This window comes from Streptomyces sp. NBC_00986 (assembly GCF_045162565.1).
Taxonomy (GTDB): Bacteria; Actinomycetota; Actinomycetes; order Streptomycetales; family Streptomycetaceae; genus Streptomyces.
In genome coordinates this window covers 3220641-3244593 of the sequence record NZ_CP108733.1, presented here as the reverse complement: position 1 = coordinate 3244593, position 23953 = coordinate 3220641, and the positions used below count along the sequence as shown (strand labels likewise).

The window sequence follows — 23953 nt, the reverse complement described above, 5'->3', positions numbered from 1 at the left end:
AATCCGCGTCGAACCCCTAGGCAACGGCACCGAAAAGCCCTCAGGCGCCCGCCAAGTTCCCGCAACACAAGCCGTCTAGACTCTCTCCTCAACGGCCAGAGACAGCGGTCAGGAACGGGCAGTTTCTGCCACATCCGAAGGGTATTCGGCGTTTTGATACGGATAGATTCAGTCACCAAGCGGTACCCGGACGGCACGGTGGCGGTCGACCAACTGTCCTTGGACATACCGGACCGCTCGATCACCGTCCTCGTCGGCCCCTCCGGCTGCGGCAAGACGACCACCCTGCGCATGATCAACCGGATGATCGACCCCAGTGAGGGCACGATCTCCCTGGACGGCGCGGACATCACCAAGCAGCCGGTCAACACGCTGCGCCGGTCGATGGGTTACGTCATCCAGAACGCCGGACTCTTCCAGCACCGCACGATCGTCGACAACATCGCGACCGTGCCCCGCATGCTCGGCTGGGGCAAGGAGAAGGCCAGGGCGCGGGCCACCGAACTCATGGCGCGGGTGGGCCTCGACGCCGCCCTCGCCAAGCGGTACCCGTACCAGCTCTCCGGCGGCCAGCAGCAGCGCGTCGGCGTCGCCCGCGCCCTCGCCGCCGACCCGCCGGTCCTCCTCATGGACGAGCCCTTCTCCGCCGTGGACCCCGTCGTCCGCAAGGGCCTCCAGGACGAACTCCTGCGCCTCCAGGAGGAGTTGGGCAAGACCATCGTCTTCGTCACCCACGACATCGACGAGGCGATCAAGCTCGGCACGATGGTCGCGGTGCTGCGCACCGGCGGCAAGCTCGCCCAGTTCGCCCCGCCCGCCGAGCTGTTGTCCGACCCGGCGGACGCCTTCGTCGAGGACTTCCTCGGCGCCGACCGGGGCATCCGCCGCCTGTCCTTCTTCTCCTCCGCGGGCCTCGACCTCAAGACCTCCCCGATCGTCGCCGTCGACTCCACCGCCGAGCAGATCGCCGAACGCACCACCCCCGACGTGCCGTACCTCCTCGTCACCGACCTGGACGGCAGGCCGCTGGGCTGGAGCGAACCCGGCGCACTCACCGCGGGGCAGATCGATCCGGCCCGACTCCTCGCCCACGGCCGCCCGTTCGAGGCCGGCAAGGACTCCCTGCGGGCCGCGCTGGACGGGGCGGTGCTGTCGCCGACCGGGTGGGCGGTGGGCGTGGACGGGACCGGGCGCGTGGTCGGGGTTGTCTCGCAGGGGGCTGTGGGCGAGGCGATCCGCAGCGCCCACGCGGCTGGTCGCAGCGGCGCGAAGGTCGCCGGATGAACGACTGGTTCCGCATCCCCAGTGACCTCCAGAACAGCTACCTCGGTCTGATCGGCCTGCACCTGCGCGAGGCCGTCATCCCGGTCCTCGTCGGCCTCGTGATCGCGCTGCCCATCGCCCAACTCTGCGTGCGGCTGCGCTGGTTGTACCCGCCGGTGCTCTGGGTGACGACCGTGCTCTACGCGATTCCCTCGCTGGCGTTCTTCGTCGTCCTCATCGACTACACCGGCCAGACCGAGACGACCGTGATGATCCCGCTCGGCGTCTACAGCCTGGTGGTGTTCGTCCCGGCGATCGTGGACGGCGTCCGCTCGGTGCCCCAGGAGACCCTGGACGCGGCCACCGCGATGGGCCTCGGACCCGTACGCCGGTATCTCCAGGTGCAGTTGCCGATCGCCGTGCCCGCGATCATCGCCGGCCTGCGGGTGGCGACCGTGTCCAGCATCTCCCTCGTCAGCGTCGGCATGCTGATCGGCAACCAGGGCGCCCTGGGCAATCTCCTCAACGACGGTCAGATCTACCACCAGCCGCGGCTGATCTGGCTCTCCGTGATCACCACGGCCGTCCTCGCCATCGTCGTGGACGCCGTCCTGGTCGGCGTACGCCTCCTCCTCACGCCCTGGATGCCGCGCGGCACCCGCAAGGCCCGCCCCGCCGAGGACCGGCCGGAACCGGCCGAACTCGTACTGGAGGACGCAGCCCGGTGAACGTACTCCACTACATCAACCTGTTCTTCAGCGACAGCACCCACTGGCACGGCTACGACGGCATCCCCACCCGTCTCGCCGAGCACGTCCGGTACTCGCTGATCGCGCTCGCGATCGCCGCCGCCATCGGCCTCCCGATCGGCCTGCTGACGGGCCACACCGGACGTGGCGGCAACGCCCTCTCGCTCATCGCCACCGCCGCCCGCGCCCTGCCCAGCTTCGGCCTCCTGGTGCTGATGTTCGTGCTGATCGGCTTCGGGCTGGTGCCGGTGATGATCCCGCTGGTCGTCCTCGCCGTACCGCCGATCCTGGTCACCACGTACGAGGCGATGCGCTCCGTCGACCCGTCCCCGGTCGACGCGGCCCGCGGCATGGGCATGAACGAGGCGAACGTCCTGTTCCAGGTGGAACTCCCGGTCGCCCTCCCGCTGATCCTCAGCGGCCTGCGCTCGGCCGCCATCCAGATCGTCTCCACGGCCACCATCGCGGCGTACGTCAGCCTCGGCGGCCTCGGCCGCTACATCATCGACGGCCTCTACCAGCGGAACTACGAGAAGGTCGTCGGCGGCGCCACCCTGGTCGCCGGGATGGCCCTGGTGACGCTCGGACTCTTCTGGGGCATCGCACGGCTCGCGGTGTCGCCGGGGGTCCGCAGGAGCAACTGAACGCCGCTGAAAGCGCAGTTGGGGGGAGCGGCCACCGGCCCTCCCCCCAACTCGCATTCCACCGCCGTCAGTTCTCCGTGCGCGCCAGCGCCAGCTCCAGTACGACCAGCAACGCGTCCCGCACCGAGCCGCGTTCGCGTGCGTCGAAGGCGAGGACCGGGACACGTTCGTTGACGTCCAGGGCCCAGCGGACCTCGTCGAGGGAGTGCTCGATCTTGCCGTCGAAGGCGTTGAGGGCGACCGCGAACGGGATCTGCTTGTGCTCGAAGTAGTCGACCGCGGCGTAGCAGTCGTCGAGGCGCCGGGTGTCGACGATCACGAGGCCGCCGACCGCGCCTTCCACGATGTCGTCCCACATGAAGCCGAACCGGTCCTGCCCGGGCGTACCGAAGAGGTACAGCTTCAGGGTCGGGTCGATGGTGATGCAGCCGAAGTCCATCGCGACCGTGGTGGTGGTCTTGCGCGGGGTGTGGGACAGGTCGTCCACGCCCGCCGCGACCTCGGTGATGGCGGCCTCGGTGGTGAGCGGCTCGATCTCGGAGATCGCGCCCACGGTGGTGGTCTTGCCCACGCCGAAGCCGCCCGCGACGACCATCTTCACCGGCAGCGGCGGTCGTACGACGGTCTGTGCCGCACCGCGGGCGACCGGTTCAGTCGGTGTCACGGAGTACTCCCCGGGAGTTGGGGATGGCGCGGAGGCCATCGATGACCCTTCGCAGGACGGTTGCGTCATGGGTGATGTCGGAGTTGGGCACGTGCACCGTCAACTGCCCGGCGGCACGCAGGTCCTCGGCGAGGACCCGCACCACGTTCAGGTGCAGCCGCAGCCGGGCCGCGATCTCCGCGAGGGACTGCGGCTGCCGGCACGCGGCGACGATGTCGTGCTGCTCGAAGGAGAGCCGGTCGAGTACTTCGAGCCCGGCGGCCGTGGCCACCACCTGGGTCTCGACCGGGATCGGCCGCCCGGAGGCGGCCGCGTCCGCGCCCGCGACCCGGCCGGCGGTGACCAGGAACGGCCGTACGGCGGAAGGCGTGCGCACCGGATCGCGACCCGGGGGTGTGGCCCCGTCCGCGCCGGCACCGCTCGGAGTGCGGCCGTCGGGCATGAGTGGCTGTTCCTCTCTCGACCGGTCGGGGACCGGTCACCGAGCCGAAGCGGCGCCGACGCTGTTCTTCAGCTGGAGCACCAGCTGGGGGTTGAGCGCGGAACCGGCACGGTTGGCGAACAGCGTCATCTCGTAGGCGATGTTGCCGAGCTTGGCCTCCTTGTCGGTGACGACGCCGAGGACGGCGCCGCTGCCGATCGCGGAGACGAGGACGTGGCCGCCCTCCAGGTCGATGATGACCTTGTTCAGGCCGCCGAGACCGTAGTTGCCGGAGGCTCCGGCGGCGAGGCTGGTGATGCCGGAGACGATGGCCCCGAGCCGCTCCGAGTGGGCGTGTTCACGCAGTTCGGCCACGGCGATCAGCAGGCCGTCGGAGGACACCGCGATGGCGTCGACGACACCCGCGGTCTCCGTCGCGAAACGGTTGAGCAGCCAGTTGAAATCGGCCGCGGCTGCCTGCAGATCGGCCGGCGTGGTGCCCCCCGTGGGAGTGTCACCTGTCGACGTACTCACTGCTCCGCTCCTTTCGGGAGGTGGTTCCGGTCGTGCGGGTGGTTCGCGTCCGGGGCACGCAGGCCCGTGAGGGTGTCGCTGTCGCGATGTGCCTGTTCTACGGCGGCCTCGAACTCCTCGAGGGCCGAGCGGACGGCGTCCGCGTCGGCGGGCCGGGGGGCCTGCCGGGCGGCTTGCTGGGCGGCGTCGTCGGCGCCCGTACGAAGGGTGGCACCCCTGACCCGCCGCCGCAGTGGCCGGGAGCCTCCCGCGGCGTCGTCGGGGGCGGTGGCGGACTCGTCCGCCGGGGCGTGGTGGGTGACGGGCGGGGCCGCCGCCGCGGCTCTCGGTGCCGTCTCGTACCGGGAGACCCTGCGGGGGAGCGGAGTGGGCTCGTCGTCATCGGCGTGCATGTGCTCGGGTGTGCTCGGCTCGGGCCTGCTCAGGGTGATCGACGGGCGCGGCCCGGAGTCCGAGGTGGCCCAGGAGGGCGCCGGACGCTGGTCCTGGTGCACCGGACGGTGGTCCTGGTTCGAGGTGGTGGTCGGCGCAACGGCCGTGCCCACGCCCACAGTTGACCCCGCTCCCGACCCCAACTCCGTGTATCCGGTATTGGAGGAACCGGTGGAGGCCAGCGCGCTCATCCGCAGCAGCAGCGTCGCCGGGATGGTGATCTCGGACGTCACACCGCCGCCCGGGGTGCGGGCGAGGGTGACGTCGATGTCCCAGCGGCGGGCGAGCGTACCGACCACGAACAGGCCCAGCACCTTCGTCGGCACCAGGTCGAGACGCTCACGGCGGATCAGGCGGGCGTTCTCCTCGGCGATGCGCTCGGCGCTCATCCCGAGGCCGTGGTCGGCGACCACGATCAGCGCGTCGTCGCCGTCGGTCCGTACGACCACCTCGACGGGGCTGCCCGCGGGCGAGAACGAGACCGCGTTCTCCAGGAGTTCGGCGACCATCAGCGTGAGGTCGCCGATGATGTCGGGCTCCACCATGACCTCGGTGTCGGCCCGCAGACCCACCCGCTGGAAGCCCTCGATCTGGCCGAGCGCGGCCCGTACGACGTTGGTGAGTTCGGTGGGTCCGCCGTCCAGCACGGTCTCGCGGATGCCGGCGAGCAGCATCAGGCTGTCCGCGTTGCGGCGCAGGCGGACGGCGATGTGGTCGATGGAGTAGAGCCGCTCCAGCAGCGCCGGGTCGGTCTCACCGCGCTCCACCGCGTCGATCAGGGCGAGTTGACGGGTCGTCAGGTTGCTGACGCGGCGGCCGACGTTGCCGAACATCTCGGCGACGTTGCGGCGGCTGACCACCTGGCGGGCCAGCAGCGCGGCGGCCGTGGTCTGCACATGGTTGAAGGCCTCGGCGAGGTCACCGATCTCGTCCTTCGCGGTGACCGGCATGTCCCGCAGCAGCGGCGGTCCGTCGTCCTCGGCGTCGTCGTCGGCGACGCGGGCGAGTTCACGGCCCGCGACCTCGGCGACCTGCTTCGCGGCCCCGGTGAGGGCCTGCACGGGGCGGACCACCGAGCGGCGCACGATCACCACGAAGACGAGCCACAGCACGAAGCCGAGCAGCGACAGGCTCAGCAGCAGCCCGGCGCGCCAGGAGGCGGAGGAGGACGCGTCGTCGGCGCGGGTGGCGATCTGGTCGATGAGCGAGCCGGTGATCTTCAGCCGGCTCGCGGCCTGCTGCGGGTACGAGGGGTAGTCGCCCATGGCGTCCGCGAAGGCCTTGCGGACGGCGCCGGGCGTCTCGGCCTGCAGCCCGCTGGGGTCGATCTGCAGCTCGGCGTAGGCCTCGGCGATCTCCCGCTGCGCCGGGGTGTGCTCGATGCCCGAGAGCTGGTCGGCCTGGTCCTCGGTGGCGAACCGGGCGAACCGGGCGGACTGGTAGGTGAAGAGGTCGTAGGAGCCGACCGCGTTGTTGTACTCGATGAGCGCGTTGCTGTCACCGGTCGTCGCGGAGAACACGCTGGTCTCGAACGAGCTGTGGGCGGCGTCCGCCCGCAGCACGGAGTCCAGCAGGTTGCCGGTGAAGGTGGTGGCGAGGTTCGCGTTGTGCTCGAGGTCGAGCCCGTCGATCAGACCGTCCGAGGCGCTGGTGTACGCCGGGTCGATGTTGTCGGCGGGGAGGTAGCTCTGCTCGACGGTGTCGCGCAGCGTCTCCAGGCCGTTGATCTCCTTCAGGGCCTGGGCCTCGCTGGCCGGCAGCCGGTCGCCGAAGGTGTCGCGCACCTTCTCGACCTGCTTGTCCACGGCCAGCTGAGCCGCCCGGTAGGCGCTCTGCGAGGGGGTGCCGCCGTCGTTGGTGGCCTCGAAACGGACGGAGAGCAGGATGGCCTGCTGGTGCTCCGCCTCCACGAGGTTCACCAGCCTGGCGACCTGCCCGCTGTCCCGCACCAGTTGCGCCGCGTCGCTCGCGTCCGTCGACTGCCCGATCTCGTCCGAGATGAGATACGCCAGCAGCACAGCGACCACCGCGAGCGGTACGCCGACGAGCAGATTGAGCTTGCGCCTGAAGGGCCAACGGTCTGCGAAGCCCCGTATGGACACCAGGCCTCCTTCGTGGGGTGTTGTCACGATACGCGCAGCGACGCGTGTGACTGTTTTTGATCGAAGCGGCCCCCGCACACCGCTGTGACCGACGCCAACTCCGGGGAGACTACCGCCTCTTTGAACGATCAAGTGCGTCGCCCTACGTCAAGAATCAATTACAAAGCGACCGTGTTCGCGACCGGTCTGTTTACGTTGCCTTCACAACTGGGCACTCATTGAGGCCAATCGGTGACCAGAGTTCTCTTGACTGACCAAGAACCGGCTGGATTGGATCAGCGGAGTGCGGCGTTCACGCCCCGCGCGTCGACGCCACAGCCATGCCTGCACGCCTGTGCCAACATCCAAACCCGGAACGGGAATTGTGACTTCTAAAGCGAAGAACAGCTGGTCCAGCACTAGGTACCCCGGCGCGGCCGCCATCGCGCTCGCCGCGACGGCTGCGCTTGTCACGGGATGTGGTTCGTCCTCCGACAGCAAGTCCGACGACCCGCTCTCGGGCGGCAAGGCCGGCGGCGACACCGTCGTCGTCGGTTCCAACAACTTCGCCGAGAGCATCCTGATCGCCGACATCTACGGCGAGGCTCTCAAGGCCAAGGGCGTCAAGGTCACTTACAAGCCGAACATCGGCAGCCGTGAGACGACGTACGGCCTGCTCAAGAACGGCACGATATCCGTGCTGCCCGAGTACAACGGCGCGCTGCTGGCCTACCTCGACCCGAAGGCCACCCCGGCGACCCTCGCGGCGACCACGGCCGCGATCAACGCCAAGCTGGACCCCAAGCTGACGCTGCTGGACCCGGCCGCCGCGGAGGACAAGGACACGGTCACGCTCAACGCGGAGACCGCGAAGAAGTACAGCCTCACGTCCGACTCCTCCATCGCGGACCTCAAGTCCATCGCGAAGGACCTGGTCATCGGCGCCTCGCCGGAGTTCCAGACCCGGCAGCAGGGCCTGGTGGGCCTGAAGTCCGTCTACGGCCTGGAGTTCAAGTCCTTCAAGGCGCTGGACGCGGGCGGCCCGCTGACGGCGGCCGCGCTGAAGAAGAACACGGTGCAGGCGGCCGACCTCTTCAGCACGGACCCGACCATCGTCAAGGAGAAGCACGTCACGCTCCAGGACCCGAAGAGGCTCTTCGGCTTCGAGAACGTGCAGCCCCTCGTCTACAAGAGCGGCCTCTCCGCGGCCGGTGTCGCCGCCCTCAACGCGGTCTCCGCGAAGCTCGACACGGCGACCCTGCTGGACCTCGACACCCAGGTCCAGTCCCAGAACAAGGACCCGCTGGACGTCGCGAAGGCCTGGCTGAAGACGGCCGGCCTGAGCTGACCCGCTCCGGCGACGACGCGGGTGCCTCCGTTTCTCCGGGAGGCACCCGCGTCGTGCTCAGTACCCGACGCGGAAGGTGGCGTCCTGCTGATCCGTGGCCGTCGAGATCGGGTCGATCCGCAGGACGTAGTTCGAGTGCCGGATGTACCGCGTCGGATTGTTGTACGACCGGAACGACGCCCAGGAGGAGTCCGCGAGCCCCGCGGTCCGGTAGAACGTCGCGTCCCCGGCGAACGTCGACGTGCCGTCGTTCACGTCGAGTTGGAGCGCGTAGTTGTAATGCCGCAGATAGCGGGTCGGGTAGTTGACCGACTGGAAGGACACACCGGCGCTGTCCGCGAGACCCGGCACCAGCGTCCACTGCGAGTCGGTGTACGGGTCGAAGGCGTACTCGTCGATCCGGCCGATGAAATTCGAGTGGCGGACGTAACGGGCCGGGTAGTTGTAGGACTTGAGCCGGTTCCAGGCCGGGGTGCCCCACTTGGCGATCAGGTTGTTGTACTCGGCCGTGGTGATCGGCTGGATGCCGCAGTGCTTCGAGTTGAGCGGCTGCGTGTACAGCTTCTGGTCGACTGCCGTCCAGGTACCGGCGGCGAGACTGCTGGTCTGCCAGGCGTAGTAGACGCCGTTGGGATCCCAGGTGTCCCCCCACAGGTACCAAGTAGTGCTGGACGTAAGGGACTTGACCAACGTCGGCGCCTCGGTGCCGTTGTGCGAGACGGCCGTGCTGAACTTCGTGAAGCTGCCCGGGTCCAGTGACGTGGACTTCGCGCCGACCAGGGTCGAATTCTTCTTGAAGTAGAGGTAGTTGACCCCGTTCACGCCGACAGCGAGGTCACCGTCGATGACGTCGTACCCGGGGTCGAAGAACACCTGTGGATCACCGGCGGTCACGAAGTCGCTCGTGTAGTTGACCATGATGACGTTGTGCCCGCTGTCGTCGACGGCCGAGTAGATCACGCCGTACTGACCCCGCCCCGCGTCCCAGAACGACTCCGGCGCCCACGCGTGGGTGTCCAGGTCGTGCACCTTCATCCGCCGGTAACCGGTGAAGGTACGCAGATCGGTGGAGTCCCAGACGTGGATGTACTGGCTGACGTACGACCAGTCGGTGCCGTTGAGGTCGGTCGCGAGGACCACGAACGTGCCGTCCTGCTTGCGCAGGATGAACGGGTCGCGCAGGCCCAGGGAGCCCGCGGTGGGGGTGGCGACGGGGGCGTTCTGGTTGAGCGGGGTCCACTGCAGACCGTCGGGGCTGACGGCGAGGTGCAGGCCGTAGTCGGCGCCCAGGAACGTCGGCGACTCGGTGAAGTAGCACATGACATAAGCCGAGTTGGTCGCGGCCTGCGCGCTGCCCGCGCCGAGTGTGAGCGCGCCGGTGGCCGCGAGGGGGACGGTCGCGGCCATGCCGAGGAACAGGCGGCGGGAGGGGTGGGGGAGAGGGGGGACGGCCATGTGTTCTCCAGGGGGTGCGGGGCGGCCCATCGGTTCAGATCGTTCGATATCCCGAACTAGGTTCGGTAAGTCGATCAGAAGGTAGAGATGGGGCGCGTGTGCGTCAATCACACGGTCGCGCTTGGCCAATTCCGGTCGTTCACATAGGAGTTGACCGAGGGCCACCTGTGTGGATCAGTGCCCCCGAGGCGCCTCACACGCCCGCGCCCACACCCAGCTCCGCCCGCGCCCGGGCCGCCGCCCCGACCGCCACCGCGTCCCCGCCCAGCCGCGCCGGCAGCACCCGCACCGGATGACCGCTCACCGGCGGCTCCACCGCCAATGTCTCCTGTACGGCGGACTCGACCAGCTCCCACGACCGGCTCACACCCCCGCCGATCACGCACGTCGTGACGTCCAGCAGCCCCGCCGTGATCAGTAGCGCACGGGCGACACCGCGCCCCACCGCCGCGTACACGGCCCGTGCGTCCGGATCGCCCGACCGAGCCGCCTCGGCGACCTCACGGGCCGTGAGCGCACGCCCTGTCCGCTCCCCGTAGCGCGCCGCGATCGAGCGCCCCGAGGCCAGCGTCTCCAGATGCCCTCTTCCCCCGCACGTGCACGGCAGTTCACCGAACCCGGGCACGTGGCCGATCTCGCCCGCGGCCCCGCGCGGCCCGTCGTAAAGGGCGCCATTCAGCCACAGCGCGCCACCCACGCCGGTGCCGAGGGTCATCCCGAGCACGTTCTCCGCACCGGCGACCGCACCCTTCGCGACCTCCCCGCGCAGAAACGCGTTCACGTCGTTGTCGAGGAACGCCGGTACGCCCAGGGCCTGTTGGACGGTCGCCGTCACCTCGAACCCGGCCCAGTCGCGGAAGGAGTCGCTCGCCACGAGGATCCGCCCGGCCCGCACATCCACGAGCCCGGCCGCGCCGACCCCGACCCCGAGCAACCGGGCGGGCGTACGGTCCAGCAGCAGCCGTAGCGCGGAGAGCGCGGCACCGACCATCGCCGCCCCGCCCTCGCTCGCAGGTGTCGGCACCTCCGTCCGGTCCAGGACGTCGAGTCCGGCCGTGCACAGCACGACCTGGGTGGTCGTGCCGCCGATGTCGACGCCGACGACCACCTCCGGGGAGTCCGTCACGCGCCGGCCCCCGTCCCCAACGCCAACCGGTGTTCCCTGCGCTCCCGTTGGAGCACCGGATCGGGCACGGGTACGGCGGCGATGAGCCGGCGCGTGTACGCGGTCTCCGGGTGCAGCAACGTGCTCATGGTCGGCCCCTGTTCCTCGACCCGTCCGCCCCGCATCACGACGACCCGCCCCGCGAACTGCTGCACGACGGCGAGGTCGTGCGAGACGAAGAGACAGGCGAACCCGAGTTCTGCCTGCAACTCGGCGATCACGTCCAACACGGTCTGCTGCACACTCACGTCCAGCGCGCTCGTCGGCTCGTCCGCGACCAGCAGCCGCGGTTCGAGGACCAGCGCCCGGGCGAGGCTCACCCGCTGCCGCTGCCCACCGGACAGCTCACGCGGCCCGCGCCGCGCCAACTCCCGTGGCAACCGCACCAGTTCGAGCACCTCGGCGACCCGCTCGCGCCGCTCGGCGGCCCCCATCCCACGCCGGTGCACCCGCAACGGCTCGGCCACACACTCCCCGACACTCATCCGCGCGTCCAACGAGGCCACCGGATCCTGCAACACCACACCGACCCCGGCCAGCAGCGCCCGCCGAGCCCGCCCCCGCGCCTTGCGCAGATCGGCCCCGAAGAGCGAGACGCCCCCCGACTCCGGCGCGACCAGCCCGAGAGCCACCCGGGCGGCGGTCGACTTCCCCGACCCGGACTCACCGACAAGCCCCACGGTCTCACCGGCCCGCACGGTCAGCGACACCTCCTCCAGCGCCCGCACGGCACGGGGCCTACGCCCGAACTGCACGCTGACATCCCGCAGTTCGACCACAGGAGCAGCCGTCTCGACAGGCTCACGCACAACGGCACCCACCGGCTCGCTCACCGCCAGCCGAGGCACGGCGGCCAGCAACCGCCGCGTGTACTCGTGCGTCGGCCGCAACAGCACGTCCTCCACCGCTCCGGTCTCCACGACCTCCCCCTCCAGCATCACGGCGACCCGGTCGGCGAAGTCGGCGACGACCCCCATGTTGTGCGTGACCAGCAGCACCCCGGTTCCGGAGTCGGCGGCCAACGCCCGCAGCAGATCCAGGATCTCGGCCTGCACGGTGACGTCCAGCGCGGTGGTCGGCTCGTCGGCCACCAGCAACCCGGGCGAGTTGGCGATGGCCATGGCGATCACCACCCGCTGCCGCTGCCCACCGGACAACTGGAACGGAAAGGCGGAAGCCCGCCGCTCGGGCTCAGGAATCCCGACCCTTCCCAGCAACGCGACCGCTTCAGCGGCCGCCTCCTGCCGGGAGACGTCCCGATGATTCCGCACAACTTCCGCTATCTGCCTGCCGATTCGGGTCAGCGGATCAAGCGCGGTGGCCGGCTCCTGGAACACCATCGAGGCCGTACGCCCCCGCAACCCCGCGAGTTCGGCCTCACCGGCCCCCACGACATCCGTACCGCCGACCGAAACGCCCCCGGACGCAAGGGCGTTGCCGGGCAGCAACCCGAGAGCAGCGAGCGCGACGGTCGACTTCCCGGACCCGGACTCACCGACGAGGGCAAGAGTCTCGCCGGGCTCGACCCGCAACGACACCCCACGCACGGCGGGCACATCACCGCTCTCGGTGGAGAAGGTGACACCCAGATTCTCTATCTCAAGGATGCTGTTCATCCCCGTCCCTTCACGTCGAAGGCGTCACGAAGCCCGTCACCGACCGCGTTGAACGCGCACACGACGAGGATGATCGCGAGACCCGGCGGCACGATCAGCCACCAGCGTCCCGAGTAGGCGGCCGTCAGCCCGGCCGAGAGCATGCCGCCCCAGTCGGTCGACGGCGGCTGAACTCCCAGCCCCAGATAGGACACATAGGCGACGAGCAGAATCGCGTCGGCGACCTGGAAGGTGGCGGCGACGACGATCGTCGACACCGAGTTGGGCAGGATGTGCCGGGTGATGGCCCGGCTGTGCGAACCGCCGATGGCGCGCAGGGTCAGCACATAGTCCCGGCTCTTCAACGTCAACGTCTCCGCCCGCACCAGCCGAGAAGGCACGAGCCAGGACACCAGCCCAAGAATCACGATCAGCCCAGGCACGCCAGGCGTGGTGATGGCGGACACGACCAGCAGGATGAACAGCGCCGGAATCGCGATCCCCGCATCGACAACCCGCATCATCACGGCATCGACCCACCCACCCGCATACCCGGCGACGGCCCCCCACAGAGTCCCGATCACGGTGGCAAGCACGCCGGCGGCAAGCCCGACGAGCAGCGACACCTTCCCGCCGTACATGAGCCGCCCCAACTCGTCATGCCCGACAGCGTCGGTACCGAGCCAATGCGCCCCACTGGGACGGAGATTGACCTGCGTGAGGTCGGTATGGATCTGATCGGTGGAGTAGAGAAAAGGCCCAACGAAGCAGAAGAGAAAGAACAGGGCGACTACTACAAGCCCGGCCACGGCAAGCTTGTTGCGAGCGAAGCGCGCCCTCAGGGGCGCGGGGCTGTGTCGATTTGCGGCTCCGCCGCGGGGCGCGAGCAACCCCCACCGACGTGCACTCTGAACACTCACGCCCGACCCCCCTTGACCCGAGGATCAACAACCCGCTGCACGACATCCGCAAGCAAGGTCCCCACGACGGTCGCGACGGAAATGACGAGCACACACCCGAGAAGCACCGGATAGTCCGAAGACTGAGCCGCACTCCAGAACAACAGCCCCATCCCCGGGTAGTTGAACAGCTGCTCAACAACCAGCGCACCCCCGAACAGCACCGGCACGTAATACCCCAACATCGCGATCACCGGCGTCAACGAGTTCCGGAACACGTGCTTGAAAAGAATCGCCCGCTGCCGAGAACCCCCCGCCCGAGCAGTCCGCACGTAGTCCTCGGACAGGTTCTCCAACGTCGAGGCCCGCATGTACCGACTGAACACGGCAACCATCGATGCCGCCCCGGTCACCACAGGCAGCACCAACGCAACGGGATCCGCGAAGACTTGAGCCACGGTGTCCCCCTGCGGCGCCTGCGAGGGAAACCACCGCAGCAGCTGAGTGAAGACGAGCACCAGCACAAGTCCCAGGAAGTACACGGGAGTCGAGTACGCGACGAAGCTCAACGTGGTGATGACATAGTCGGCCGGCTTGTTCCGCCGGACGGCCTGCCACATGCCCAACGGAATGGCGAGCACCAGCCCGAGAACCGCGGACAGCACGGTCAACACCAGTGTCTTCGGCAGCCGTTGCTCGATGAGCCGGGACACCGCCTCGTTCAGCGTGTACGACGTCCCGAGGTCCCCGTGCAGCAACTGCCGCAGGTAGTACAGGTACTGCACGGGCAGCGGCCGGTCGAGCCCCTGGTCGTGGTTGAACAGCGTGATCTGCTGCGGCGTGGCCTGCGGGCCGAGGATCCCGCGCGCGGGACCCCCGGGCAGCGCGTGCAGCAGACCGAACACCACGACCGTCACGATGAGGATCACGACCAGCGCCTGCGCGATCCGCCGGGTCAGATACAGAAGGGTGTCCATGCCTCAGCTGGTCCACTTCCACTGGGCCGGGTGGAAGTTGGCGAGCGGGTCCTGGGTGAAGCCGCCGAGGCCGTTCTTGACGACGGAGATCTGGTAGTCGGGCTCGGGCAGCCAGATCACCGGCAGATCCTTGGCGAGGGCCGCGCTGTAGTCCTGGATCTCCTGGGTCGAACTCGACGTCGTGGACGAGGAGATGAGCTTGTCGACCTCGGCGTTGGAGTAGTTGCCGAAGTTCGCGCCGCCCTTCGTCTGGAAGAGCGAGTCACCGGTCGGGAAGGCGGGGAAGTACCAACTGCCCGCCGTACCGAAGAAGGACAGCTGCCACTTGCAGATCGACTGCGAGGCCGTGCACTGCGGGGTCTGCGACAGCACGGAGTTGACCGGCGCGGTCTTGATGGAGAACTTGATGCCGGTCTTCGCGAGCGAGGACTGGATCGCGCTCATCATGTTGTCGGTCACCGTCGAACCGGACTGCGACAGCACCTGCATCTGGAACTTCGTCCCCTTGGCGACCCCGTCACCGCACTGCGCGGCACCCGTGCCCGGGCTGGTGCAGGTCATGACCCCGCCCTGCTCGCTCCAACCATGGCTGCTCAGCAGGGACTTGGCGGCCGAGGTCGAGAAGGGATACGGGTTGGACTTCTGCGTGGCCGACAGGAACGACGACGTCTGCGCCTGCGGGATCGGCCCGTATCCCGGCACCGCCGTGCCGTTGAAGATGACCTTCGCCAGCGTGCTCTGGTCGATGGACTTCTGCACGGCCTGCCGGGCGTAGAGCTGCTTGAACACGGCACCCATGGAAGGGTTGTTGAAGTTGTACGGCATGTAGGTGATCGCCCAGCCCGACCACGGCTTCACCGTGTAGCCCTGCGCGGTGAAGCTCGCCTTCTGGTCGAGGTCGGTCGCCTCGATGTAGCCGTAGTCGACGCTCCCGGACCGCAGCGCGTTCTTCTCGGCGTCCGCCGTCGTGAACGGGAGGAGGTTCACGGTGGGGATGGCGGGCTTCTCGCCGCCGTCGTACTTCGAGTTGGCGGTCAGGACGACCTTGCCGGCCGTGGAGAAGGACTTCACGGCGTACGGGCCGCTGACTGTCTTCCACAGGGCGTTCGTCGCGTAACCGCTGATGTTCTTGGCCGCGTTGTTGAGGTACGTCCAGTCCTTCTTGGCGTCCCCGGCCTTGTCCCACACGTGCTGGGGGAGCGGGTTGATCTGGCTCAACTCGTTGGCCAGCATCCACTGCGGGTTGTAGGCCTTGTCGAAGGTGATCGTGAAGTGACGGGTGTCCACGGTCTTGAAGGAGGTCCAGTTGTCCGGCGCCTTGCCCGGGTTGTAGCCCGCCCACTGGGACTTGTTCGCCTTGATGAGGTCGAACCAGAACTTCACGTCGGCGGAGGTGATCGGCTTCCCGTCGCTCCAGTGCCGGTCGCCGAGGGTGATCGTGACGCTCTTGTTGTCGGCCGCGAAGGCGGCGGCGGTCGCCACCGAGCCCTTCTTGTTCCAGCCCATGCTGCCGGTCGAGCCGTCGTAGGCGATCAGCGGCTCCCACAGCGTGCTCGCGATGGCGACGTTGTTGCTGTTGAGGTGGGCCGCGGTGCCGATCGGGAGGATCCAGTTCGGGGTGAAGTTCGCGGGCAGCGCGTAGTTGATCGAGTCGTGGGACCCGGACGACGACGTGCCGCTCGACCCGGAACAGCCCGCGAGCAGCAGCGAGGCCGTGGTCAGGGAGGCACCGGCGAGGAGTCTCGAGCGAACAGGGGACATGGTTCTCCTCGGAAAAAGAGGGGCGGAGGCGGGAGTGAGGACAGTCAACGGCCCCCGGTGTCGAAGAAACAGGCGTCCCGCTGTAAAAAGCCTGTTTCTGCTGTTCTGAAAAAAGGTGAGAGGGCATGTGGGTGACTTACGCTCGTCGCCTCGATCACCCGATCCGGAAGTAACTTCCTTCATGCCTGAAAAAAGTGCGCACCGCCGGAAGAGCACCTCGGGCGTCTCCTCGCTGGCCGAGCACGTCCTCGAACTCCTCGCCTCCGGGCAGGCCGCCACCCGCACCGAACTCGCCGAACTGCTCGGCGCCGCGCCCTCGACGATCTCCCTCGCGGTGGGCCAGCTGGTGTCCCTGGGCCTGGTCGCCGAGCACGGCACGCGCTCCTCCACCGGCGGCCGCCCGCGCAAGGTCCTCCGGCTGGGCGGCAGCGACGGCTTCGCTGTCGCGGCCGAGCTGGGCGGCAAGCACGCGCACGTGGGGGTCGTACTCCCCGGCGGCGGCCTGACCGACGTGTCGACCGTGCCCTTCCCCACGGCGGACGGACCCGAGGCCGCGCTGCCGGGCCTCGCCGAGACACTCATCGCACTCGCCGAGCGACACGGCCGCGAACGGCTCCGGGGCGTGGGCCTGTGTCTGCCCGGCCCGGTCGACATCAGCTCCGGGACGGTCACGTTGCCCGCGCGCATGCCCGGCTGGAACAAGTTCCCCATCCGAGACTGGCTCGCCGACCGCTTCGAGGTCCCGGCCGCCGTCGAGAACGACGCCAACTGCATGGCCGTGGGCGAACACACCGTCCAGCCCGCCGAGCGCCGCCAGTCGATCATGGTCAAGGTGGGCACCGGCATCGGCGCGGGCGTCATCGCCGACGGCCGCCTCTACCGTGGCGGCACGGGCGCGGCGGGCGAGATCACCCACGTCCGCGTGGAGGCCGCCCAGGACACCCCCTGCTCCTGCGGCAACACCGGCTGCCTGGAGACCGTCGCCTCCGGCGCCGCCCTGGTCCGCATCCTGCGCGGCCACGGCCTCGACGTGACATCCACCGAGGACGTCGTACGCCTCGCCACCGACGCCCACCCCGAGACGACCCGAGCGGTCCGCCAGGCCGGCCGCTACCTGGGCCAGGTCCTGGCCGCCAACGTCAACTTCTTCAACCCCGACGCGGTCTACCTCGGTGGCATCCTCTCCACCCTGGAACCCTTCGTAGCGGCAGTCCGCAGCCAACTGTACGAGGGCTGCCACCCCCTGGTCACCGAGCACCTGGTGATCGAACGAGCCAGCTTGGGTGCGGACGCAGGGCTGGTGGGCGCGGGCCAGTTCGCGTTGCAACGGGCCCTGGCGCAGGCATTGCAGACGGTCACAGACAAACCCGGGACGCGCTAGGTCTTTCAGGGGCGCGGGGAACTGCGCGACCAGCCACGACGAAGCCGCACCCAACACACAACCTGGAGCCCCCATTGCCTCCTTCTCGTCCCGTGATCGCCGTCGCAGGCCTAGGCATCGAGTCCTCGACCTTCTCCCCGGCCCGCACAGAAGCCCCCGCCTTCCACCCCCAACGAGGCCCCGAAGTCCTCACCCGCTACCCCTTCCTGGCCCCCGGAACCCCCCTCCGAGAAGCCGCGGACTGGCAAGGCGCCCTCGTCGGCAAGGCCCTCCCCGGCGGCACGGTAACGGCAGCCGCATTCACCGAACTCTCCGACGAACTCATCACCCGCCTGAGCGAGTTGGGCCCCGTAGACGGCCTCTGGTACGACATCCACGGCGCGATGACAGTAGAGGGCATGGACGACGCCGAAGCCGTCCTCCTCGCCCGCATCCGAGAGACCATCGGCCGGCAAACCCTCGTATCGACCTCCATGGACCTGCACGGCAACGTCTCCCGCGAACTGGTCCACCAGAGCGACCTGATCACCTGCTACCGCATGGCCCCGCACGAGGACGCCATGGACACCAAGGAACGCGCCGCCCGCAACCTCGTAGACCTCCTGGCCGGCGGAGCACCCCGCCCGGTCAAGGCCTGGATCCCGGTCCCGGTACTGCTCGCAGGCGAACAGACCTCCACCCGCATCGAACCGGCGAAGAGCGTCTACGCGGCCGTAGAAAAAGTAGAAGCAACCGCAGGAGTAACCGACGCGGCGATCTGGGTCGGCTATGCCTGGGCGGACGAGCCCCGCAACCGCGCCGCAGTCGTCGTGACCGGTCCGTCGGAACCCCAAGTCACCGCAGCCGCCGAACAGTTGGCCCGCGGCTTTTGGGAGGCAAGGCACGACTTCGAGTTCGTAGCCCCGACCGGGATCCTGGCCGACTGCCTGGACGAGGCCCTAACCTCCACCGCCCGCCCGTACTTCATCAGCGACACCGGCGACAACCCGACCGCGGGCGGCGCCGGCGACGTCACCTGGGGCCTCCAACAGGTCCTGGAACGCCCGGAGTTCAAGGACGAGAGCGGCCCTACGGTCATCTACGCGTCGCTGCCAGGCCCGGCCGCCGTAGCCACCGCCGTGGAAGCCGGTGTGGGCGCCACCGTCACCGTCACAGCGGGCGCCGAGGTGGACGACCGCCACGCGGGGCCGCTCACCCTCACCGGAGTCGTCCACTCGATCCGGCACGGCGACCGGGACGCGGAGACCGAGGTCGTCCTCAGAGTGGGCAGCGTGCACGTCGTCCTGACCCGGCTGCGGAAGCCGTACCACCACGAACACGACTTCACCGACCTGGAGTTGGACCCGCGCTCCGCCGACCTCGTGCTCGTCAAGATCGGCTATCTCGAACCCGAACTCTTCGCCATGGCCGCCGACTGGAAGATGGCCCTCACTCCGGGCGGGGTCGACCAGGATCTCGCGCGGCTCGGCCATCACCGCATCCGGCGGCCCCTGTTCCCCTTCGACCGGGACATGCCCGACCCGGACCTCACGGCCCGGGTCATCGCCGCCTCCGACGAACCGCTCAGCGGGGCGGACGAGTGAGCTTGCCGCCCCCGCCGTCCTCGATGGCGGCTTCGATCAACTGGTCGAGCAGCGCGATCAGTACGTTCCGGCACGAGTCGCGCTCCCGCGCGTCGCACAGCAGCACGCGGACGTCCTCCGGGAGCGCCAGCGCGTCGCGGACCGCCTCCGCCGGATACGGATGCTCGCCGTAGAAGCCGTTCACGCCCACCACGAACGGGATGCCGCGGCGTTCGAAGAAGTCGACGGCCGCGAAGCTGGACTTCGGGCGGCGGACGTCGATCAGGACGACCGCGCCGAGCGCGCCGAGGGCCAGGTCGTTCCACATGAACCAGAAGCGCTGCTGGCCCGGGGTGCCGAACAGGTAGAGCACCAGGTCCTGGCCGATGGTGATGCGGCCGAAGTCCAGGGCCACGGTGGTGGCCCGTTTCTCCTCGATGCCGTCGAGGTCGTCGACGGCGAGGCCCGCCACGGTCAGCGGTTCCTCGGTGCGCAGCGGCGCGATCTCGCTCACCGAACCGACCATGGTGGTCTTGCCGACGCCGAAGCCCCCCGCGATCAGGATCTTGACCGTCTCGGGTGGCGCGGGTGCCGGAGCGATGGTGTCAGAGCCGGTCAAGGCCCTCCCTCACTTTCTGCAGCAGGTCCATGTCCGGGCTGGTACGGGAGACCGGGTGCGGCGGCCGGGCCGTGATCAGGCCCGCCTCCAGCAGATCGCAGAGCATGATCACTACCACGCTCACCGGAAGGTCGACAAGAGCGGCGACCTCCGCCACCGCCAGCGGCTCGGCGCACAGCCGCAGGATGCGGGACTGCTCCGGCTGCGGCCGGGGCGCCCGCGCGGGTACCGGATCGACCGCGGTCACCGTGGTGATGAGGGTGAAATCGGCGCGGCTGGGCCGGGTTCTGCCACCGGTCAGCGTGAACGGCCTTACGAGCCGTCCCGCCGCGTCGCCACCGCTCACCTCACTCGCCGGAGCCGGCCGTGGGGCCGACGTTGGCCCGCGGCGCGGCGCTGAGATGCTCGCCTATCTTCTTCACCAGCATGTTCATCTGGTACGCCACGACCCCGACGTCCGCGCCCGGACCGGTCAGGACGACCAGGTGGGCGCCGGGGCCCGCCGCGGTGAGGATGAGATAGCTGTTCGCCATCTCGATCAGCGCCTGGCGCACCGGACCGCCCCGGAAGTCCATGCTGACCCCCTTGCTGAGGCTCATCAGCCCGGACGCGGTGGCCGCGAGCCGCTCGGCGTCGTCGCGCAGGAACCCGGTGGACTTGCTGACGACCAGGCCGTCCTCGGACAGCACGACGGCCTGGTTCACCTCGGCCACCCGGTCCACGAGTCCGGTGAGCAACTGGTCGAGCTGGGTGTGCGTGGCGGGGACGGGTCGTGTCATGGCGGAGTCCTTCATGAGCGGTCGGCGGGCGGATTCGGGGAGGCTGCTGCTTCCTCCTGGTCGTACTGCGACGGCGCGTCGTCGTCGATGGAGTCTCGCGCCTGGAACGTGCCGCGCTGGAACCCGGTCAGTGAGGAGGCCGCACGCTCCGCGGTGAAGTCTTCCAGCTCCGTGTCCTCCTCGACCGCCCCGGCCTCCTCCCGCAACTCACTGGCCAGACTGGTCTGCGGCACCCGCCGCGGCAAGGGGGTCAGCCCGCCGAGTCCGGCCGTCACCGCCTCGGACTCCGGGGAGCGCGCCGGGGGGATGACGGGACGGACCTTGGGAGCGGAGCCCTGTGCGTCAACTGCCCTGTCGGCCACAGTAGTTGTCGTGGCGGCGGCCGCCTGTTCCGCCTCCTCCGCCACGACGGACTCCGCGTCGGCGGCTCGTACGGCGCCCCGGGTGGACTCCTCGGGTACCTCGGGTACGACGATCTCGTGCGGGATGAGCACGATCGCGGTCGTGCCGCCGTACGGCGAGGAGCGCAGGGTCACCGCGATGCCGTGCCGGGTGGCGAGCCGGGCGATCACGAACATGCCGAGCCGGAGGTCGTCGGCGAGGGCGACCACGTCGAACTGCGGGGCCACCGCCAGCTGTCCGTTGAGCGAGGCGTAGTCCTCCTCCGACATGCCGAGCCCGCGGTCCTCGACCTCGATGACGAGTCCCTTGGCGACCATCGCGGCCCGCACCCCGACCGGGCTCGGCGCGGGGGAGTACACGGTCGCGTTGTCGATCAGCTCGGCCAGCAGGTGGATCACGTCGGCGACCGCGGGCGGCGCCAGGCACACCTCCTCCTCGGTGTGCACCTCCACCCGCTGGTACTCGGCGACCTCGCCGACGGCGCTGCGCAGGATGTCGATCAGCGCGACCGGCTCGGTCCAGCTGCGGCGCGGCTGCTCACCGCTGATGACGACGAGGTTCTCCTCGTAGCGACGCAACTGGCTTGCCGTGGAGTCCAGTTCGTACAGGCCGCGCAGGACCTCGGGGTCGTCGTGCCGGCGCTCCAGCTGGTCGAGCTTGGTGAGCTGGAGGTTGACCAGGTTCTGGCTCTGCCGGGCGATGCCGAGGATGACCTTCTGGAAACCCCGCCGGGTGTCGGCGAGTTCGACCGCGGTGTGCACGGCGGTGCGCTGTGCGGTGTTGAACGCCTGGGCCACCTGGCCGAGTTCGTCGTTCCCGTAGTCCAGGGGCGGGGTCGCCGACTCCACGTCGATCTTCTCGCCCCGGTTCAACCGGGCCACCACGTCGGGCAGTCGGTCCTCGGCGAGGCCCAGCGTGGCCGCCTTCAGACCGCGCAGCCGGCGGGACAGGGAGCGGGTGATCCGCCACGACATGCCGACGCACAGCAGCAGGGCGGCGAGTCCGCCCGCGCTCAGTGAAGCGGCGGTGACGAGCAGGTTGTGCGCCTTGTCGGAGCTGCGGTCGAGGAGTCCGGCCGTCTGCTGCCGGATCAACGACTCGTACTCTTCGGCGACTTGGGACAGTGCCGCGTTCCACTGCTTCTGCTCGGTGGGCAGGGCGATCCGGCCGGCCGAGCCGTCGTCCGGCACCGCCTTGTCCGCCGTGCCGGCCGTGAGCACCGCGTCCTCCGTGGACTCCAGGGTGCTCCACTCGACGCTCTGCAGAATGTGCTCGATCCGCGTCTTGGTGGCGCCCTGGAACCCGGTGGCGATCTGGTCCTCGACCAGCCAGCGCCGGGCGTGCACCAGCTCGGCGAACTGCTCCCACGACTCGTCGTTCAGATACCCGGAGTGCCAGGCCAGCGTCAGCTGCGCGTCCTCCTGGGAGACCAGCTCCGCGCCGTGCTCCAGCGCGACGAGCGGCTCCGCCTGCGAGGTGAGGTCACCGTCGTCGACCTGGGACAGCTCCTGGAACGCCTGGATCTGGTCGTCGATGATCGCGGTGTACTGGTCCAGCACCTGCTGGGGCGTGATGTCGGTGGGCTTGTCCACCTGGTCCCGGTAGTACTCGAGGCTGTCGACCGACGCGACGACCGAGTACATCCGGTCCCTGATGCGGGACGGCGCCTTCTTGATCGCCCCCGACTGGGCCACGAGTTGGGCCACCGCCTTGTCCGTCACCGCGCGCTGGGCCTCCAAGGCGGCCTGCGAGCCGTGCGGATCCGCCATCCACGCCGCCGAGAGACTGCGCTCCTTCTGGAGCGCGAGCGCGGCCTCGGTGCCCATGGCGCCGGTCGACCTGCTCAACTCCGTCTGCGAGCGCAGCCGTAGCCCCTCCGCGAACATCTGGGTCGTCGTCACGCCCCACATGGCGGCCAGCGTGACGCTGGGGACCAGGGCGAGCAGGATCAGGGAAAGACGTATGGAACCGACGCGGCGCCGGGCACCTGTCCGTGGAGACATCGTGGTCGTCCTCGCTACATCCTCGTACGAAGTGTCCGGTCAGCGCGTTCCGTTGGCCGCGAACTTCGCGACCGCGCCGACGTTCGTCTTCGTCACGAACGCCGGGCCGGTGAGCACGGGAGCCGCCCCGCCGCCACTGATGTTGCCGTTGGTCTTGTAGAGCCACAACGAGTCCACGGCCAGATAGCCCTGAAGATAAGGCTGTTGATCGACAGCGAACTGTATGGACCCGCTCTGCACGGCCTTGACCAGGTCCTGGTTGAGGTCGAAGGTCGCGACCTTGGCCCTGCTGCCCGCCGCCTTCACGGACTTGACCGCGGCCAGTGCGAAATCGGCGCCCATCATGACCACTTCGTCGATGCTGGGGTCCTGCTTCAGTCGGTCCGTGACCCCCGCGGACACGGCGTCCATGTCGGTGCCGTCCACGTAGAGCATGTCGGTCTCGCCGGTGAACGCCTTCTTCACGCCCGCGCAGCGCGCCTCCAGGGCGACATTGCCCCGCTCGTGGATCACGCACAGGGCGTGCCTGGCCTTGAAGGCGTCCAGTTTCTGGCCGACGGCGCGGCCCGCGACGCTCTCGTCCTGCCCGAAGAACTGCAGCACGCCCTCCGACTGCCAGGAGTCGATACCGGAGTTGAGGCCGACCACGGGAATGTCCGAGGCCTTCGCCTCCTTGATGGGCCCCTTCATCGCGGCCGGCTTGGCGAGCGTCAGCGCGATGCCGTCGACCCCGTCCTTGATCGAGTCCCGCACCAGCTCGGCCTGACCGGTGGCGTCGGGGTCGCTCGCGTACGTCAGGTCGACGCCGTCCTTGGCCGCGGCGGCCTCGGCGCCCTTCTGCACCAGCAGCCAGAACGCGTCGCCCTTGCTCGCGTGGGTGACCAGCGCGATCTTGAGCCGGCCCGTGCCCGCGGCACCGGCCGCGTCCTTGCCGGAGTCGGAACCACCGGTCGCCGAGCAGCCGGAGAGCAGCAGGGAGCCGGCCACGGCGAGGGTGAGCGCCGTGCCTCGTACGAGACGGAAGGAGGCGTGAGGTGGGGGTGGAGTGGTCATGTGCGGTGCGGCACCTCGCTGTGCGGCCGAGCTGGGGGACGGGGAGGATGCGCCCGGAGCCGTGAGAGGTGCGCCGACCGGGTTACTCCCGTTGGGCCGGAGCCAATCGCGTGTGACCGCTGGTAGTCAAGTGAGCAGCGACATGGAGTGAGTTGTTGGCGCCGCA

The 23953-nt window shown here is 69.2% G+C and carries 21 protein-coding genes; 6 read left to right on the top strand and 15 right to left on the bottom strand.

Annotated features, from left to right (window positions below; all coding sequences use genetic code 11):
- Window positions 1-153: 153 nt before the first annotated feature.
- From OG504_RS14155 to OG504_RS14145, 3 genes are read left to right on the top strand one after another with little or no spacing between them, the layout of a single operon-like run.
- Window positions 154-1284 (top strand): ABC transporter ATP-binding protein, encoded by a 1131-nt coding sequence (locus tag OG504_RS14155; RefSeq protein WP_405990152.1) that lies wholly within the window; start codon window positions 154-156, stop codon window positions 1282-1284.
- Window positions 1281-1991 (top strand): ABC transporter permease, encoded by a 711-nt coding sequence (locus tag OG504_RS14150; protein ID WP_405990151.1) that lies wholly within the window; start codon window positions 1281-1283, stop codon window positions 1989-1991. The genes OG504_RS14155 and OG504_RS14150 overlap by 4 nt, the downstream gene beginning before the upstream one ends.
- Complete coding sequence (locus OG504_RS14145) at window positions 1988-2656, top strand: ABC transporter permease (protein WP_405990150.1); 669 nt, start codon at window positions 1988-1990, stop codon at window positions 2654-2656. Before OG504_RS14150 ends, OG504_RS14145 begins: the two co-directional genes overlap by 4 nt.
- A gap of 67 nt (window positions 2657-2723) precedes the next feature.
- Here OG504_RS14145 and OG504_RS14140 read toward each other — a convergent pair whose 3' ends face one another.
- The 4 genes from OG504_RS14140 to OG504_RS14125 are packed head-to-tail and all read right to left on the bottom strand — an operon-like array spanning window position 2724 to window position 6809.
- Entirely contained in the window at window positions 2724-3320 is a 597-nt protein-coding gene (locus tag OG504_RS14140) for a GTP-binding protein (protein ID WP_405990149.1), read from the bottom strand.
- The gene (locus OG504_RS14135) at window positions 3307-3762 is read right to left on the bottom strand and encodes a DUF742 domain-containing protein (protein WP_365303741.1); all 456 of its coding nucleotides are present in this window, start codon (window positions 3760-3762) and stop codon (window positions 3307-3309) included. The genes OG504_RS14140 and OG504_RS14135 overlap by 14 nt, the downstream gene beginning before the upstream one ends.
- A 36-nt stretch (window positions 3763-3798) precedes the next feature.
- Window positions 3799-4275, bottom strand: a complete 477-nt coding sequence (locus tag OG504_RS14130) for a roadblock/LC7 domain-containing protein (protein ID WP_019062808.1) — start codon at window positions 4273-4275, stop codon at window positions 3799-3801.
- On the bottom strand, window positions 4272-6809 hold the full coding sequence (locus tag OG504_RS14125; RefSeq protein WP_405990148.1) for an ATP-binding protein: 2538 nt from the start codon (window positions 6807-6809) through the stop codon (window positions 4272-4274). The genes OG504_RS14130 and OG504_RS14125 overlap by 4 nt, the downstream gene beginning before the upstream one ends.
- A 364-nt stretch (window positions 6810-7173) precedes the next feature.
- Between OG504_RS14125 and OG504_RS14120 the strand changes: the two genes are divergently transcribed.
- Window positions 7174-8136 (top strand): ABC transporter substrate-binding protein, encoded by a 963-nt coding sequence (locus OG504_RS14120; RefSeq protein WP_405990147.1) that lies wholly within the window; start codon window positions 7174-7176, stop codon window positions 8134-8136.
- A 57-nt stretch (window positions 8137-8193) separates the two neighbouring features.
- On the opposite strand, the gene OG504_RS14115 is transcribed toward OG504_RS14120, so the two are convergent.
- From OG504_RS14115 to OG504_RS14090, 6 genes are all read right to left on the bottom strand, one after another.
- Window positions 8194-9591, bottom strand: coding sequence for a glycoside hydrolase family 43 protein (locus OG504_RS14115; RefSeq protein ID WP_405990146.1), 1398 nt, complete (start codon window positions 9589-9591; stop codon window positions 8194-8196).
- Window positions 9592-9784: 193 nt separating this feature from the next.
- Window positions 9785-10717 (bottom strand): ROK family protein, encoded by a 933-nt coding sequence (locus tag OG504_RS14110; protein WP_405990145.1) that lies wholly within the window; start codon window positions 10715-10717, stop codon window positions 9785-9787.
- A complete protein-coding gene (locus tag OG504_RS14105) occupies window positions 10714-12372 on the bottom strand; it encodes a dipeptide ABC transporter ATP-binding protein (protein ID WP_405990144.1) in 1659 nt (552 codons plus the stop codon). The genes OG504_RS14110 and OG504_RS14105 overlap by 4 nt, the downstream gene beginning before the upstream one ends.
- Entirely contained in the window at window positions 12369-13241 is an 873-nt protein-coding gene (locus OG504_RS14100; protein WP_405996331.1) for an ABC transporter permease, read from the bottom strand. Before OG504_RS14100 ends, OG504_RS14105 begins: the two co-directional genes overlap by 4 nt.
- Window positions 13242-13267: 26 nt before the next feature.
- Window positions 13268-14227, bottom strand: a complete 960-nt coding sequence (locus tag OG504_RS14095; protein ID WP_405990143.1) for an ABC transporter permease — start codon at window positions 14225-14227, stop codon at window positions 13268-13270.
- Between the two features lie 3 nt (window positions 14228-14230).
- Complete coding sequence (locus OG504_RS14090; protein ID WP_405990142.1) at window positions 14231-15988, bottom strand: peptide ABC transporter substrate-binding protein; 1758 nt, start codon at window positions 15986-15988, stop codon at window positions 14231-14233.
- A 181-nt stretch (window positions 15989-16169) separates the two neighbouring features.
- Between OG504_RS14090 and OG504_RS14085 the strand changes: the two genes are divergently transcribed.
- Both OG504_RS14085 and OG504_RS14080 read left to right on the top strand, forming a co-directional pair.
- The gene (locus OG504_RS14085) at window positions 16170-17369 is read left to right on the top strand and encodes an ROK family protein (protein WP_405990141.1); all 1200 of its coding nucleotides are present in this window, start codon (window positions 16170-16172) and stop codon (window positions 17367-17369) included.
- A gap of 74 nt (window positions 17370-17443) precedes the next feature.
- Entirely contained in the window at window positions 17444-18952 is a 1509-nt protein-coding gene (locus OG504_RS14080; protein WP_405990140.1) for a M81 family metallopeptidase, read from the top strand.
- On the opposite strand, the gene OG504_RS14075 is transcribed toward OG504_RS14080, so the two are convergent.
- From OG504_RS14075 to OG504_RS14055, 5 genes are read right to left on the bottom strand one after another with little or no spacing between them, the layout of a single operon-like run.
- Window positions 18933-19550, bottom strand: coding sequence for a GTP-binding protein (locus tag OG504_RS14075; protein WP_405990139.1), 618 nt, complete (start codon window positions 19548-19550; stop codon window positions 18933-18935). The genes OG504_RS14080 and OG504_RS14075 overlap by 20 nt on opposite strands.
- Complete coding sequence (locus tag OG504_RS14070; protein ID WP_328677335.1) at window positions 19537-19896, bottom strand: DUF742 domain-containing protein; 360 nt, start codon at window positions 19894-19896, stop codon at window positions 19537-19539. The genes OG504_RS14075 and OG504_RS14070 overlap by 14 nt, the downstream gene beginning before the upstream one ends.
- A 1-nt stretch (window position 19897) precedes the next feature.
- The gene (locus OG504_RS14065; RefSeq protein ID WP_405990138.1) at window positions 19898-20329 is read right to left on the bottom strand and encodes a roadblock/LC7 domain-containing protein; all 432 of its coding nucleotides are present in this window, start codon (window positions 20327-20329) and stop codon (window positions 19898-19900) included.
- Window positions 20330-20340: 11 nt separating this feature from the next.
- Entirely contained in the window at window positions 20341-22734 is a 2394-nt protein-coding gene (locus OG504_RS14060; protein ID WP_405990137.1) for a nitrate- and nitrite sensing domain-containing protein, read from the bottom strand.
- A 39-nt stretch (window positions 22735-22773) separates the two neighbouring features.
- Window positions 22774-23787: a substrate-binding domain-containing protein gene (locus tag OG504_RS14055; RefSeq protein ID WP_405990136.1), complete on the bottom strand. Its 1014-nt coding sequence runs from the start codon at window positions 23785-23787 to the stop codon at window positions 22774-22776.
- Between the last annotated feature and the right edge of the window lie 166 nt (window positions 23788-23953).